Annotated in this window: 14 protein-coding genes and 1 tRNA gene; 14 read left to right on the top strand and 1 reads right to left on the bottom strand. The window is 36.1% G+C overall.

The window, feature by feature from the left end; genetic code table 11:
• Window positions 1-6 precede the first annotated feature (6 nt).
• Complete coding sequence (locus tag ACTJIV_RS14445; protein ID WP_146897169.1) at window positions 7-1,002, bottom strand: acyltransferase family protein; 996 nt, start codon at window positions 1,000-1,002, stop codon at window positions 7-9.
• A 178-nt stretch (window positions 1,003-1,180) separates the two neighbouring features.
• Between ACTJIV_RS14445 and ACTJIV_RS14450 the strand changes: the two genes are divergently transcribed.
• The 14 genes from ACTJIV_RS14450 (at window position 1,181) to ACTJIV_RS14515 (ending at window position 14,935) form a co-directional block, all read left to right on the top strand.
• Window positions 1,181-1,654: a lipocalin family protein gene (locus ACTJIV_RS14450; RefSeq protein WP_111955518.1), complete on the top strand. Its 474-nt coding sequence runs from the start codon at window positions 1,181-1,183 to the stop codon at window positions 1,652-1,654.
• Between the two features lie 196 nt (window positions 1,655-1,850).
• On the top strand, window positions 1,851-4,664 hold the full coding sequence (gene leuS / locus ACTJIV_RS14455) for a leucine--tRNA ligase (protein ID WP_440628296.1): 2,814 nt from the start codon (window positions 1,851-1,853) through the stop codon (window positions 4,662-4,664).
• A gap of 240 nt (window positions 4,665-4,904) precedes the next feature.
• The gene (locus ACTJIV_RS14460) at window positions 4,905-5,768 is read left to right on the top strand and encodes a MotA/TolQ/ExbB proton channel family protein (protein WP_034723277.1); all 864 of its coding nucleotides are present in this window, start codon (window positions 4,905-4,907) and stop codon (window positions 5,766-5,768) included.
• Window positions 5,769-5,836: 68 nt separating this feature from the next.
• Window positions 5,837-6,439, top strand: coding sequence for an ExbD/TolR family protein (locus tag ACTJIV_RS14465; RefSeq protein ID WP_111955514.1), 603 nt, complete (start codon window positions 5,837-5,839; stop codon window positions 6,437-6,439).
• A 15-nt stretch (window positions 6,440-6,454) separates the two neighbouring features.
• Window positions 6,455-7,027: an ExbD/TolR family protein gene (locus tag ACTJIV_RS14470; RefSeq protein WP_440628299.1), complete on the top strand. Its 573-nt coding sequence runs from the start codon at window positions 6,455-6,457 to the stop codon at window positions 7,025-7,027.
• Window positions 7,028-7,049: 22 nt separating this feature from the next.
• Window positions 7,050-7,892 carry an energy transducer TonB gene (locus tag ACTJIV_RS14475; protein ID WP_111955510.1) on the top strand — a complete coding sequence of 281 codons (843 nt, stop codon included), beginning with the start codon at window positions 7,050-7,052 and terminating at the stop codon, window positions 7,890-7,892.
• A gap of 75 nt (window positions 7,893-7,967) precedes the next feature.
• Entirely contained in the window at window positions 7,968-8,165 is a 198-nt protein-coding gene (locus ACTJIV_RS14480; RefSeq protein WP_111955508.1) for a DUF308 domain-containing protein, read from the top strand.
• On the top strand, window positions 8,155-9,027 hold the full coding sequence (locus ACTJIV_RS14485; RefSeq protein ID WP_223560359.1) for a PstS family phosphate ABC transporter substrate-binding protein: 873 nt from the start codon (window positions 8,155-8,157) through the stop codon (window positions 9,025-9,027). Before ACTJIV_RS14480 ends, ACTJIV_RS14485 begins: the two co-directional genes overlap by 11 nt.
• Before the next feature lie 91 nt (window positions 9,028-9,118).
• The gene (locus ACTJIV_RS14490; protein WP_111955504.1) at window positions 9,119-10,768 is read left to right on the top strand and encodes a tetratricopeptide repeat protein; all 1,650 of its coding nucleotides are present in this window, start codon (window positions 9,119-9,121) and stop codon (window positions 10,766-10,768) included.
• A gap of 167 nt (window positions 10,769-10,935) precedes the next feature.
• A complete protein-coding gene (gene bshB1 / locus ACTJIV_RS14495; protein ID WP_111955502.1) occupies window positions 10,936-11,655 on the top strand; it encodes a bacillithiol biosynthesis deacetylase BshB1 in 720 nt (239 codons plus the stop codon).
• Between the two features lie 35 nt (window positions 11,656-11,690).
• Window positions 11,691-11,766 (top strand) — tRNA-His (locus ACTJIV_RS14500).
• 321 nt (window positions 11,767-12,087) lie between these two features.
• Complete coding sequence (locus ACTJIV_RS14505) at window positions 12,088-12,393, top strand: hypothetical protein (protein ID WP_440628302.1); 306 nt, start codon at window positions 12,088-12,090, stop codon at window positions 12,391-12,393.
• Window positions 12,394-12,397: 4 nt separating this feature from the next.
• A complete protein-coding gene (locus ACTJIV_RS14510; protein WP_111955498.1) occupies window positions 12,398-12,595 on the top strand; it encodes a hypothetical protein in 198 nt (65 codons plus the stop codon).
• Window positions 12,596-12,637: 42 nt separating this feature from the next.
• Complete coding sequence (locus tag ACTJIV_RS14515; RefSeq protein ID WP_440628304.1) at window positions 12,638-14,935, top strand: hypothetical protein; 2,298 nt, start codon at window positions 12,638-12,640, stop codon at window positions 14,933-14,935.
• Window positions 14,936-15,022 lie beyond the last annotated feature (87 nt).

A 15,022-nucleotide genomic window follows, 5' to 3' on the forward strand; every position in this document is an offset into this window, starting at 1 on the left:
GTAAAATTATAAAAATTTTTTCTCATAAAGATGCCAAGATGCAATTCCTACTCCGATAACGACCAGCATACACAAAAAGCTCATGAAAAAAGGATTGTAGTTGGCAAACAGTCCAAGCGTAGCAAATACCCTGATAATAGGAAAGTGGAAGATATAAATACCGTAAGTGAAATCTCCGTATTTTCCAAAATTGTTCAGAAATTTGAATGAATAGGCAATATACAGAACAATAATACTGATCATGATAGGAGAAAATAATTTGATATGTAAGATCAGATCTATCCAAACCGTAATAATAGCAATGATAAAGAGCGTATTTTTATATTTGATAAACTGATCAAAATAAAAATAGCCCAGCATCCCGCCTATAAAATAACATAGCGAGCCGGGCAGCTGTTTGGATATGGAGATTTTTCCGGCCATTTCAAAATAATTAAGGAAAACTAGAGAAAGAAAATACAGAATGATCAGGCTGATATTCCTGTACTTATTATTTTTTCCGAATAATAAAAAGATTAAGGGAACAACAAAATAAAAGCACATTTCAATCTTAAGCGTCCATAGAGCACCGTTGACTGCTTCATTCCCGAAGACCCCGGGAAGAGAAGGAGCCATGAAATTCATGAAAATAGAATTCCAGAAGAAATATTTATAAACCTGAACGTTTCCGAAATAATCGGAAAGAGGCAACGTACTTACCAGACTCAGCAGGACAGTACAGAGTAAAACAACCAAGAGATAAGCGGGAACAATTCTGGAGATTCTTTTCTTTACGTAGCTTTTCAGGCTGGAAGATCTTTCATAACTCCTTGCAATAAGGAATCCACTGACAATGAAAAACGAAAAAACGGCAACTTCTACAGGACTGTGTGTTAAAAAAGTAAGCTGGCTGGAGTCACTTAAAGCTCCCAAATGTCCTACAAAGACAATGAAAGCAAGGAGAACACGGATGAAGTCAAAATTATTTTTCGTTATACTCTGCATTTTTGTTTCTTTCTGCAAAAATAGTTTTTTTAATAGATAGAGGAAAAACTGAGATTCAATATTTTGTTAAATAAAGGCTGTTTTAAAGGATAATACTTTAAAATTTTCAGAAATATAGATTATCAAAATAATTTTTCACAAAAAATGAGGTTATAAATCAAAAAAATTATAATTTTAGCCCTTGAAAATTTTATATATGAAGAAATTAGCATTACTATTTGCAGGTTTATCATTATTTGTAGCTACAGGATGTAATGATGATGGCGATAATGAGATGGAATATCCTCTTGTAGGTGTCTGGCAGCCGCTTAAAGAAGTGGTTACTACCGTAGAAGTAGGTGAGGAGCCTGTTTCCGATCTTATTACGTATACCGACTGCCAGAAAGAGGGCAGATGGAGATTCAATACTGAGGCATCGGGAAAAAGAACTGAATGGGGAGAGATTGGTACAACTCCACAATGTGCTATTACGTCAGACAGAAACTTTACTTATACCTATGATAAAAGTGCAAAAACGGTAATAGTTAAGTATCAGGGTACCGTAGAACCATCCAATGGTAAAATAATTACGCTCAATGATGCTACCTTAAATATAGCATTCAGAGAAGAGACCCAGGATCCGACTGTATATAAAACAAGAACATTTACAATGAAGAGAATTCCTCAATAAATAAAATATACATTTTATACCTAAATACAGATCTCATCTCCGGATGAGATTTTTTGTTAAGGAGCATTTGTGAATTAATCAAAATTAAAATTTCCATTTCTTTTAAAATCATTATTTTTGTGAATCTTGATTTAGAATTAATGATAAGAATTAAATCTAATATCTAAAGTCTAACATCTAACATCTATTATAAAAAGTGTTTTACGATCATCAGCAGATAGAAAAAAAGTGGCAGAAGTACTGGGAGGAAAATCAGACCTACAAAACCTCTAATAACACAGACAAACCTAAATTTTATGTTCTCGATATGTTTCCGTATCCATCCGGAGCAGGGCTTCACGTGGGGCACCCGCTGGGATATATTGCATCAGATATTTATGCGAGATATAAAAGACATCAGGGTTTTAATGTTCTCCATCCGGTAGGGTATGACAGCTTCGGACTTCCTGCTGAACAGTATGCGATCCAGACAGGTCAGCATCCTGCGATCACAACCGAGGAAAATATCAACAAATATGAAGAGCAGCTGAAAAAGATCGGTTTTTCATTCGACTGGAGCAGAGAAGTGAGAACTTCAGATGCATCCTATTATAAATGGACGCAGTGGATCTTCATCGAGCTGTATCATTCATGGTATAATAAAAATACTGATAAGGCAGAACCTATCCAGACTTTGATTCAGCATTTTGAAGAAAAAGGAACTGAAGGATTAAATGCCAATCAAAATGATGAATTAAATTTCACAGCAGAAGAATGGAAAGATTCCTCAGACCTTGATAAAGAAGATATTTTACTCAACTATCGCCTGGCTTACAGGGCGGAAACTACCGTAAACTGGTGTCCGGCCTTGGGAACTGTATTAGCGAATGATGAGGTAAAAGACGGAAAATCTGAAAGAGGGGGATTTCCTGTATTCCAAAAGAAAATGATGCAGTGGAGCATGAGAATTTCTGCCTACTCTGAAAGATTATTACAGGGATTGAATACATTAGACTGGCCGCAGCCTCTTAAAGATGCCCAGGAATACTGGATTGGGAAATCCCAGGGAGCACAGGTTAAGTTTCAGATAGAAGGTCATGACGAGATCGTTGAGGTATTTACAACAAGACCTGACACTATTTTCGGGACAACATTTATGGTGCTGGCTCCTGAAAACCCTTTAGTGGATACCATTACTACAGAAGCTCAAAAAGCAGAAGTAGATTCTTATATTGAAGAAACTTCCAAGAAAACGGAAAGAGATAGAATGGCTGACGTGAAAAACGTGAGCGGCGCTTTTACGGGAAGTTATGCTGTCAATCCTTTCAGTGGAGAAAAAATGCCAATCTATATTTCAGATTATGTATTGATGGGTTATGGAACAGGAGCCGTAATGGCCGTTCCTGCACATGATGAGCGTGATCACAGATTTGCGAAGAAATTTAACCTTACTATTAAAAAGGTAGTGGATACCGATGAAGATGTTCAGGAAAAATCTTTCGATGCTAAAGATTCGGTCTGTGTGAATTCTGATTTCTTAAATGGGTTAAATTATAATGATGCCAAATCAAAAATAATTACCGAAATAGAAAACAAAGGAATTGGTCACGGAACCACGAACTACAGACAGCGTGATGCTATTTTCTCAAGACAGCGTTACTGGGGCGAGCCGGTTCCTATATATTATAAGGAAGGAATGCCTTACACACTTCCGGTTTCTGCTTTGCCGCTGGAACTTCCGGAGGTTGAAAAATATTTACCGACTGAAGACGGAGATCCGCCACTAGGAAATGCAAAAGTATTTGCCTGGGATGAAGCCAATCAGAAAGTGGTTTCTACAGACCTTATTGATGATAAAACCATATTTCCGTTAGAATTATCTACCATGCCGGGTTGGGCGGGAAGCTCATGGTATTTCCTTAGATATATGGATCCGAACGATCAGGAGGTTTTTGTTAAAAAAGAATTGGCTGATTATTGGGGACAGGTAGATTTATACATCGGAGGAAGCGAGCATGCAACCGGACACTTATTATATTCCCGATTCTGGAATATGTTCCTAAAAGACAGAGGCTATATTAATCAGGATGAACCTTTCCAAAAACTGATCAACCAAGGGATGATTTTGGGGATGAGTGCATTTGTATACAGAATTGATGGAACCAATCAATATGTTTCAAAAAGTCTGGCCGGTAATTATCAGACTCAAAAGATCCATGTTGATGTATCCTTATTAAAAGGAACCTCTGATGAATTGGATACCGAAGCTTTCAAAGCATGGAGACCGGATTATACGGATGCGGAATTTATTTTAGAAGACGGAAAATACATCACAGACCGTGAAGTGGAAAAAATGTCCAAATCTAAATACAACGTTGTAAATCCTGATGATATCTGTGAAGAATATGGAGCAGACGGATTAAGGCTGTACGAAATGTTCTTAGGTCCTTTGGAGCAATCTAAACCATGGAATACACAAGGGTTAAGCGGAGTGTATGGTTTCCTTAAGAAATTCTGGAACCTGTATTTCAACGGTGACACATTTGAAATTTCCGATGAAGAGCCTACAAAAGCAGAATACAAAGTTTTACATACCTTAATAAAGAAGGTGGTATATGACATTGAGAACTTCTCATTCAATACCTCTGTATCCTCCTTTATGATTGCTGTCAACGAGCTGCAAAAAATAAAATGCAACAAACGCAATATTTTAGAACCATTAGCCGTTATCATCTCTCCATATGCGCCACACATCTGTGAAGAGCTTTGGAGCCTGCTGGGACATAAAGAATCCGTGGAATTTGAGAAATTCCCTGTATTGAACGAGGAATACCTGGTTGAAGACGAAATAGAATATCCGGTAAGTGTAAACGGTAAAATGAAGTTCAAAATTTCACTTTCTGCTCAGTTATCGGCCAAGGAAGTGGAAGATTTGGTGATTTCGGATGAAAGAATGCAACCGTTTTTAGAAGGTAAAACACCTAAAAAAATCATCGTCGTGCATCACCGTATTGTGAATATCGTAATTTAAAAAAAAGTTAACATTGGCAAATTAAAAAAAATGAAGGTCTTATTTTTTTAAATTTCTAACTCAAATGTTAAAATTGAGAAAAATAAATAAAATAATTTAAAATAATTATTATATCGAAATCGTATTAAATTTTCTTTATCAGAAAAATGCAAAATGTTTATTTAAGACTCTTGCATTTTAATTAATTTTGCCTTTAATTTACACCCTGTAAAATTTTAAAACAATATAATTTAGTTAAATATGGAAATGAATGTTTCAAAAAATGATGAGCAAGTAGTTGCTAGAAAAGCAGGAGGTTTAAACCCGGCTGTTATTATTCCTATTTTATTCGTTATAGGAGTTTGTATTTATTTATTTGTTCTTGGGAACCCAGGAAACTTTAAAGACGCAGAAAAGCTAGGTGGCGGATCTGTAGCTTTCTCAAGTGTTGAAGGAAAAGACATTCACCCAGAATCGTTTTTAGGTATTATCTACAAAGGAGGGGTTATCGTACCAATCTTGATTACTTTCATGATCACAGTAATCGTTTTCTCTTTTGAAAGATATTTCGTACTAGGTAAAGCTGCTGGAAAAGGAAACTTAGACAACTTCGTAGTACAAGTAAGAAGCTTATTGAATCAAAACAAAATTGATGAAGCTTTAGAAGAGTGTGACAGACAGCAAGGATCTGTAGGTAACGTAGTGAAAGAAGGTCTTACTACTTACAAAGCACTTTCTCACGATACTACTTTAAATAAAGAGCAGAAAATGGTAGCTCTTAACAAAGCTATCGAAGAGGCTACTACTCTTGAAATGCCAATGCTTGAAAAGAACATGATGATTCTTTCTACTTTAGGTACTGTAGCTACGCTAATCGCACTTTTAGGAACTGTAATCGGGATGATCAAAGCATTCTTCGCATTAGGTTCAGGTGGTGGTACTCCAGATGCTGCTGCACTTTCTACAGGTATCTCTGAAGCCTTGATCAACACGGCATTAGGTATTGGTACTTCAGCTATCGCGATTATCCTTTATAACTTCTTTACATCTAAAATTGACGGATTAACTTATAAGATCGACGAGATCGCTATGAGCATCCAGCAGTCTTTCGCTGAATTCAACTAAGAATTGAATTTGTAGCAAGGAATTTGCATTCCAATTAAAAGAAGTTTAATTTAAATAATTCAAAAACAATGGCGAGAGTCAAACCAAAAAGACATGGAGTAGTGACGGATATGACGGCAATGTGTGACGTTGCCTTCCTACTACTTACGTTCTTTATATTGACCACTCAGTTTAAAAAACCTGACGTGGAGCAGATTAAACCGCCATCTTCAATATCAGAGAAGTTACTTCCTGATGCAAGTTTGATGACCATCAACGCTACTCCGGACGGAAAATTCTATTTCCAACCTGTGGAGAATGCATCAGAGAGACTACAGCTTTTAGACAAAATGGGACAAAAGTATAACATGACTTTTGACAACAAACAAAAAGCTGCATTTCAAAAAGTACAAGCAATTGGGGTTCCAATGAGCCAACTGAAAAGCTATCTCGATTTGTCAGATGAGGAGCAAAAGAACTTTAAGAGTCCTACTGGGATTCCTATGGATAGTACAAATAAGCAGTTAGTAGACTGGGTACAACAGAGTTTGAGCGTAAATCCTGATTACAAATTAGCAATCAAAGGAGACGTTACCACTGAGTATCCTAAAGTTAAAAGCCTATTTGAAGGTTTAAGAGATATTGATTTTCTTAAATTCTGGTTGATTACATCACAAGAAGGTAAACCATAACAATATCATTTAGAAATGGCAGAAGTACAAGTACAGGAAAAAGGCGGCAAAGGCGGCAAGGTACGTTCCAAGAAGCAGAATACCAGAGTAGATATGACTCCGATGGTGGACTTGGGTTTTCTATTGATTACCTTCTTTATGTTCACAACCACATTCAGTAAACCGAATGTAATGGATTTGGGGCTTCCGGCGAAACCTAAAAAGGATCAGCCGAAACCACCCCCAACAGAAATTAAACTTTCTAACTCAATTTCTTTATTATTGGGTAAAGACAATAAGATTTTTTGGCATCAGCAGGATAACACTTCTTTAACTGATCAGAATCTTAATGAAACTACTTTTGATAGAGAAGGAATTAGAAAAATAATTGAGCAGGCAAGAGCAAATGCGGCGGATAAAACAAAATTTACTGTTATTATTAAGCCGACTGACGATGCTGTATATAAAAACTTTGTAGATATTCTTGATGAGATGGCTATTACCAAAAGCGAGCAGTACGGGGTAACCGATGTGAAGCCTTGGGAAAAAGCTATTTATGATAGAAAAGTTGGAAATAATGGAGCTCCGGCTGCACCGGCTACAAAGTAATTAACCATAAAATTGCATATCTATGGCAGATGAAAATGTATACAATCAGAATCTTACTTTAGATGAGATTGTATTTGAAAATAGAAACAAGGAATATGGTGCCTATGATCTTAGACATCAGTATCCAAGACTTCTGACAAAATCTTTTATTGTCGGAACGGCATTATTCCTGGTTGCGGCTTTGTCTCCTTTTATTTATCTTACGATTAAGAGACTTACTGCTCCGCCTAAACAAGAAGTGAAGGCAGATTTGGTAGAAATTCTTCAGGAAGATAAAATTATTGACCAGCCAAAAGAAGAAGAACCACCGCCACCGCCACCACCTCCAAAAGAAGAGGAAAAAATTGAGGTGATTCAGAATGTGGTTCCTGAGCCTGTAAAAGCTCCTAAGATTGAAACACCACCGCCACCAATTTCTAAGCAGTTAGAAACGACGACTGGTTTAAATAATCAGGAAGGGGTAAAAGCTCCGGCTTATACACCACCGCCACCACCGCCATCTACTGGTACTAAAGCCAGTACAGCGGAAGTAAAAACAAATAATCCTAATGAGATCTACAAAGATGTAGACCAGTCTGCAGAATATCCTGGAGGTATGGGTGCATTGAGAAAATTCCTTGGTGAAAATTTTGATACTTCTTTAATGGAGGGAGGTGAAGGTACACTTAAAGCTAAGCTTAAGTTCGTTGTAGAAAAAGACGGAACAGTTTCAGCAGTTACTATTGAAGAGAAATCTCCAAATAGCGACTTCAACAATGAAGCAATTCGTGTAGTTAAGAAACTTAAAAAATGGACTCCTGCGAAAAGAAACGGGGAGAGCGTAAGATCTTACTATAGCGTACCATTTACTATGAACTTTGAATAATACTTATTTATTCAACTTATAAATAAAAAGAGAAGCATATGCTTCTCTTTTTATTTTTTTTGGTATTTTTGTTACATGATGTTCAATTGGTTATCCTTAGTTACAGGATTATTTTATATCGTATTGGGAATTGTAGTTATTATCTACAAGTTTTTCTTCACGATTTTGGAGCCTGCCATTGCCTACGCGATGGGTGCAGTGCTTATTCTTTATGGAATATTTAGAATCTATAGAGCAGTTACAAGAATTAAAGATTCCGGAAATGAAGAATAGTTTAAAAATCGTGTTGCTTTCTATGATGAGCATCATTGCAGTAAGCTGCAAAAAAGAAGATAAATCCCCCTCTTATCATAAAGGAGATCTTACCATACTTACGGATGAGTCTTTCAAAAGTGTTACCGAAGCGTTGGCAGACGGATATATGATCAATTATCCGGAAACCCATATCAAAATAGTAACCCAAAAAGAAGATTTGGCTTTTCTTGATCTGTTGAAAGATAAAGCAAGAATAACTGTCATGTCAAGAGATCTGACTCCCGAAGAGAAAAAAGCTTATGAAGAGCAGGTTGATCTGAAGTTTCTTCCTGCCAGATTCGCTGCAGATGCAGTGGTATTTATTGTTCCTAAAGATTCGCCGAAACAAAGTATTTCAATGGATGAAATCAAGAGTGGATTAGAATCTGATGCTAAAAATTTTATTTTTGACGGAACCAATTCAAGCAACTTGAACTTCGTCGCCCAAAAACTGAATAAACAGCCCAAAGACCTTAAATTTTCTATTATTCCGGGAAATCAGAATATTGTAGAAGAATTAGGGAAATATCCGGATAAAATTGGAGTTATAGGGTTAAACACTTTCAGTCGTCCTTATGATAAGACTTCTGAGAAGCTGAGAGATATGGTGAAAATTCTTCCCATAGAGGATAAAGGAAAACTGTATACTGCTGATAACGCAGGTCTTCGTGAAATGAAATATCCTTTTACACGTGTTCTTTATTTTTTAACAAACGAAGGTAACTTTAATATAGCTAACGGATTTATCAGATATTCTTGCACACAGCTTGGCCAAATGATTGTAGAAAAAGAAGGTCTGCAGCCCTATAATATATACAAAAGAGAGGTACAGATGCGTTAAATAATATTAAATAATATTATACCCACCGTAAAAATATTATTTTGGTCTGAAAATTGTGGAGCATATAACTCAAAATATAGAAAATATAAAAATGAAAGATATAATGATTATGAATGTAAAGAAAATTGCTTTTGGAGCGGCCGTAGTATTTTTTTCCGGTTTTGCCACTGCACAGACATTGCAGGATGGTATTAACAGTATAGACAGTGATAAATATGCGCAGGCTAAAACCAATTTTACAGAAATGGTTGCCAAAGCACCTACAGCAGAAAATTACTTCTATTTAGGAAATACTTACTTAAAACAGGGAGAACCTGATTATGCTAAAGCAATTGAAAGCTTTAACAAAGGTTTAGCTGCTGATAGCAAAAGCTACCTTAACAAAATCGGTTTGGCTACCGTAAAGCTGGGTAAAGGAGATAAAAGCGCAATTGCGGAAATTCAGAAAATTGTAGCGGATTCCAGAGAGAAAGATGCTGAAGTATTATTCAGAGCAGCAGAAGCCTTAACTTTGTTTGAGAAAAACAACGCTCCTGATGCTGCTATTCAGTTCCTGACCAAGGCTATTGAAAAAGCTGAGAAAAAAGGAGTTCCTGCTCACTATTATTATACCCTTGGAGATGCTTACAGAATAAAAAGAGCTCCGGGAGAAGCTATGTCGGCTTACGACAAAGCACTTCCTTTAGCTAAAAATAAAGCATCTGTTTATACAAGAATGGCTACGTTATGGATGGCTGCACAGCAATGGCAGCAAGCTAAGCAAAGCATTGATAAAGCGATCGGTGTAGATCCGACTTATGCTCCGGCATACAAAGCTTTAGCTTCTTACGATATCAGATACCAGGAAAATGCAAAAGCAACACAAGACCTTATCAACTATACAAAATATGCTGATGAAGATCCATATACCCAATTAGAAATTGCTAAACTATACTTCACAAACGAAGATTATGCAAACTCTAAAACTGTTTTAGATAAAATCTTTGATAAAATTGATGATCCTATCAAATTTAAATTAAGAGCTTATCAGTCTTATGCAGACGGAAATTATGCTGAAGCAAAACAGAACATGGATACTTTCGTATCTCAGGCTGAAAAAACAAGAATACAGCCGGCTGACCAGGGTCTTCAGGGACTTATCGCAGCTGGATTGGCAAAAACTGAAAAAGATGCGGCTAAAAAATCAGCTTTAACTACAGAAGCACAGCAAAAAATTGCTATTGCTAAAGCAGCTAAAGATGAAACAATGAAGTGGGATATGGAGCTTGCAAACATTGCCGGAGGAGGAGCTTCTCAGGCTGAAGCAGAAAAAGGACCATCTACACCGGAAATTGAAGCATTGAAAAAGAAAGTGGCTGCTAACCCACAGGATTCAGATTCCCTGTTTAAGTTGGCAACAGCTTACCAGGATGCTAAAAACTGGAACGGTGCAATCCTTACATGGCAAAAAATGAGTACCCTTCTTCCTGATTGGGCTCCGGCTTATTACAGCCAGGGGTATTCCTATCAGCAGGCAGGAAATAACGATGCTGCGAAAATTGCATATGAAAAATTCATCAGCACAGTAAAACCTGCAGATCAGGAAGCCAACAAGCAGACTTTAGCCTATGCTTACTTTGCAGTAGCCTATATGAATAAAGATACTGATCTTGCAAAAGCTAAAGATTATATAGCTAAATCTTTACAGCTTGATCCTACTTACCAGGATGCTGTAAAATTAAATGCAGAAATCAATAAGTAATTTAAAATTTAAATTATAGATATTAAAACTTCCCATTCTCAATGTTTGGGAAGTTTTTATTTTAAATCTTATCTTTGAAACTATGAAACGCCCGGGGTTAAAAATTCGAAAATGTGAGGGAAATTATTGGGCGTTCCATCTGACAAATTAAAAAATAAAAAGAACAGATGAAAACAGATATACTTGCTTTTGGAGCACATCCTGATGATGTAGAGCTGGGATGTGGCGGAACTATTGCCAAAATGATTTCGGAAGGTAAAACATGCGTTATTGTAGATCTTACAAGAGGCGAGCTCGGAACCAGAGGAACCGATGAAACCCGAAAAGTAGAAGCAGGAGATTCTGCCAGAATACTTGGTGTTTCTGCCAGAGAAAATTTAAAGATGAAAGATGGCTTTTTAGTGAATTCCGAAGAATATCAGATAGAGATCGTAAAAATGATCCGCAAATACCGTCCTGAAATCGTCTTGGCTAATGCCATTGATGACAGACATCCGGATCATGCAAAAGGAGCAAAATTAGTGTCGGATGCGTGCTTTTTATCCGGACTTAGAAAAATTGAAACCGTTTTAGAAGGAGAAAATCAGGAAGTGTGGAGACCGAAACATATTTTTCATTATATCCAGTGGAAAGACATTAAACCGGAGTTCGTTATTGACATATCAGAGCATTTGGATAAAAAAATTGAAGCCTGTATGGCTTTCAAAACCCAGTTCTATGATCCAACATCTAATGAACCGGTTACCCCTATTGCAACAAAAGATTTTTTTGAAAGTCTGACCTACCGTGCTCAGGATTTGGGACGCTTATCGGGAGTTGCTTATGCTGAGGGATTTACGTCTGAGAAGCTCATTGCGATGAAAAATTTTGATGGAATTGTTTGGTAATTAAAAAATCTTCCCTATATTTGCACTCACAAAACGGTGATTGTAGCTCAGTTGGTTAGAGCGTCGGATTGTGGTTCCGAAGGTCGGGGGTTCGAGACCCCTCATTCACCCAAAGAAAGTACACTTTTTTACAAGTGTACTTTTTTATTTTATGTCTGTTTCAATAATAACAGATACTTCTTTTTTCATATCCTTTCTAAAAGTTTTTTTCATCCAGCGCTTATAATTTGTAAGTCAATACACAAAAATGGTTCTATTTAAGTTTTTGAAAATAAATTCAGGGTTTGGTGATTGAAACTTTTATATTTGTTTTGCCAAAATTATGAGAATTAATTCTCTTAAAATGATCTCAAATCAAAACTATTAACATGAAAAAGTTCTTTACAATCCTTACCCCGCTATTTATTAAAGCGGTTGCTGCTGGTAATCTTGATGATGACCCCAAAAGATGAAATTGTATTGTTGATTGATGCTGGAGATTATATGCAAAATGGTGTGTATGCTTATGATATTGATGATAATGGGATAATGATACTGATTGATAAGTCTATAGGCTTTGGTTCAGCTTCAGATTGGAAAGGATTGGCTGTTGGAAATCTGGATGGTGATGGAGCTGATGAAATTATCGCTCATAGAAACTTTGATGGAGATTATAAAGTTTTTAAACTGAAGGAATCAAATGGCGTTAAATTTTTAGATAACATTGGTATTGAAAGTTTTCCTGTATTGCAAAGATAATGTAATGTGTTTTGGAAACTTTGATTCAAGCTCGCAAAATGATGAACTGGTTACTCTTAGAAAAGATGGAGGTATTGTAATGTTTTCTGCGGCAAAAGTTGTCAAAACTCCTCATAATGCTATTAAACAATCAGATCCATGTAAGAATGAGCTGCCGGAAGTATTGTTTAGCTTCCTGGATCCGGCTTGTTTTAATAACTAAAGTTGTTCGAAAATACACTTGAAATAATCACAAAAATAAAATATGAAAAAATTCTTCACAGTTCTTGCTTTCTTATTTGTAATAAAGTCTTATGCTCAATCCTATTACAAAAACCTGTTTGATAGTAAGGGATATGCTGTAGTACCACTTAATTCAACCAGCTCAAACCAAGTAGAATTTTCGTGGATAGTATCTGCCCATATGGAAGCATTGGTAATGATGTATGAAAAAACACATGACGTGAAATATGCTAATGTTTTAATAGGGACTATCGGAAATGTGATTGACAGAAGAGATGATCTTAGAGATCAGGTTCCTGGTCTGGATACAATTTATGATTACCGTCATATTTCTGGTGCTGCATGGTCAACTGATGAGTATAACACAATACCAAATGATGGAAAAACTTATGCTCATGTGGTACACAGTGCTAACATAACTTATCCTATGGCTAAGTTTGCCGCAATAGTTAAGAATGACTCTACTCTTCATCATTTAAAATATATTGGGGGAGGGCGTTATAATGATATGAGTTTTAAAGCTATTTCTGACGATCTTAAACAAAAGGTAAAAGAAACTATTGATTATCATGGGGGTCAATGGTATACTGAACCAAATTCTAATACAAATAATAGTATAGGTTATTATAAAGAGCGAAATGATAATCCGCCAATAAATAACGCTGGTGAAATTTTACCGTTTAATATGCAAAGTGCAATGGGAAGAGTATTGGTACAGATGTATTTGGCAACAGATAATTCGGATTATCTTACACAACTTAACCAGATAGCCAATTTTATAAAAGCAAATACCTCTTTTAATACAAATCTGGGGTCCAATAGCTGGACATATTGGAAAACAAGTACTTTGCGGGAAGATATTTCTCACGGTGGTTTAACCATATCTTTTCCTCATGAATGCCGCAAATATAATATTTCCAGAGGTGGAACGCTTATTTATACGGATTCCGATATACAAGCCTATGCTAATACCTTAACGAAAGATATCTATAAGGCTCCTTTGTATATAAATAATGGAGTGAGTTATCCTAATTCACCCTGGGATCTTAAGTATCCACATCCTGTTGGCGAAGACGTAAGTACCTATACATGTTTCCAATGGGCGAGCTTATCTGAATATGATGAAAAAATATATCAGTTACTTGCTGAGATGCAAACGGCAGAAAATTATTATACACCTTTGACACCTGAAAATTTTCCTTTAGTAGTTGCTTATTTGGCTTATTATGAAAACTTAATTGTACCTGTCAATACGGAACATGGATGGGGATCTGGTTCCGATTGGAGAGGAATTGCGAGCGGTAATTTTGATAGAGATAGTGCTAATGAATTTGTTGTCATCAGAAATTATGATGGGATGATAGGAACTATGGAACCTTATGGTAAAAAATTTCATTCCGTTACAAATGACAAATATTATAGTGGACAGTACAATTGGAGAGGTATAGCAGCCGGAGATTTTTTTGGAGATAGCAAAAGTGAGATAATAGCTTTAAGTAATCATTCCGATCCCGGCAATAATGGAGCTTATATTTTAAAAATTGAAAACAATAATATTGTTGAACAGACAAAATCTATAGGATGGGATGTACAATCTGATTGGGTAGGAGCCGCAGCTGGAAACTTTATTACCGGAGATAAGGATGATTTTATTGCTGTCAAGAATTTAAATAAAGAAGTAATTGTTTTTAAATTTAATGGGACCACTCCTGAGCTAGTTCATACTAATGCTCTTAATCTACCCGCGGATTCTAAAATTGCAGCAGTAGCATCAGGTAATCTGGATAATGATGATAAAGATGAGATCGTATTACTTGTAAATTCTCCAAACATAGCATATAACGGAATACATGTTTATGATATAGATGATAATGGTGTAATGACAAAAATAACCCAATCTACAGGGTGGGGCTCGGCTTCAGAATGGAGAGGACTGGCTGTAGGGGATATCGATGCAAACGGAGTAGATGAGATTTTTGTTCATAAAAATTATGATGGAGAGTATGTATTATATAAATTGAATGGAAATGCCCTGGCTAGTGTAGATGTTGAAAGGTTTCCTATATTACAAACCAAAGATAATATAATGTGTTTTGGAAATTTTGATCCAGCTTCAAAAAATGAAGAACTGGTTACCCTTAGAAAAGATGGAGGGATTGTAATGTTTTCTGCAGCAAAAGTTATTAATAGTACTTCTAATTTTAATCCAAGTAAAATAGCAGATCCTTGCCAGAATGACATCCCAAGTGAACTATTCAGTTTAATGAAATCTCCGTCTTTCATTAAGCAGGAATTGAAAGAAATAGTATTGGTAAAGTAAGAAAATCCTTAATGACGAAATAAAATGTAAAATATTCATCATACTTTAATAGGAACGGGCTTTAGCCCGTTTTTTATGCAAATATGG

Source organism: Chryseobacterium sp. 22532 (assembly GCF_052044665.1).
In the GTDB taxonomy this organism is placed as follows: Bacteria; Bacteroidota; Bacteroidia; order Flavobacteriales; family Weeksellaceae; genus Chryseobacterium; species Chryseobacterium lathyri.

Coding starts and splice junctions, on each gene's coding strand:
- ACTJIV_RS14450 (WP_111955518.1), top strand. CDS start 1,181: ATGAAGAAATTAGCATTACTATTTGCAGGTTTATCATTATTTGTAGCT.
- ACTJIV_RS14460 (WP_034723277.1), top strand. CDS start 4,905: ATGGAAATGAATGTTTCAAAAAATGATGAGCAAGTAGTTGCTAGAAAA.
- ACTJIV_RS14465 (WP_111955514.1), top strand. CDS start 5,837: ATGGCGAGAGTCAAACCAAAAAGACATGGAGTAGTGACGGATATGACG.
- ACTJIV_RS14470 (WP_440628299.1), top strand. CDS start 6,455: ATGGCAGAAGTACAAGTACAGGAAAAAGGCGGCAAAGGCGGCAAGGTA.
- ACTJIV_RS14475 (WP_111955510.1), top strand. CDS start 7,050: ATGGCAGATGAAAATGTATACAATCAGAATCTTACTTTAGATGAGATT.
- ACTJIV_RS14480 (WP_111955508.1), top strand. CDS start 7,968: ATGATGTTCAATTGGTTATCCTTAGTTACAGGATTATTTTATATCGTA.
- ACTJIV_RS14485 (WP_223560359.1), top strand. CDS start 8,155: ATGAAGAATAGTTTAAAAATCGTGTTGCTTTCTATGATGAGCATCATT.
- ACTJIV_RS14490 (WP_111955504.1), top strand. CDS start 9,119: ATGAAAGATATAATGATTATGAATGTAAAGAAAATTGCTTTTGGAGCG.
- bshB1 (WP_111955502.1), top strand. CDS start 10,936: ATGAAAACAGATATACTTGCTTTTGGAGCACATCCTGATGATGTAGAG.
- ACTJIV_RS14505 (WP_440628302.1), top strand. CDS start 12,088: ATGATGACCCCAAAAGATGAAATTGTATTGTTGATTGATGCTGGAGAT.
- ACTJIV_RS14510 (WP_111955498.1), top strand. CDS start 12,398: ATGTGTTTTGGAAACTTTGATTCAAGCTCGCAAAATGATGAACTGGTT.
- ACTJIV_RS14515 (WP_440628304.1), top strand. CDS start 12,638: ATGAAAAAATTCTTCACAGTTCTTGCTTTCTTATTTGTAATAAAGTCT.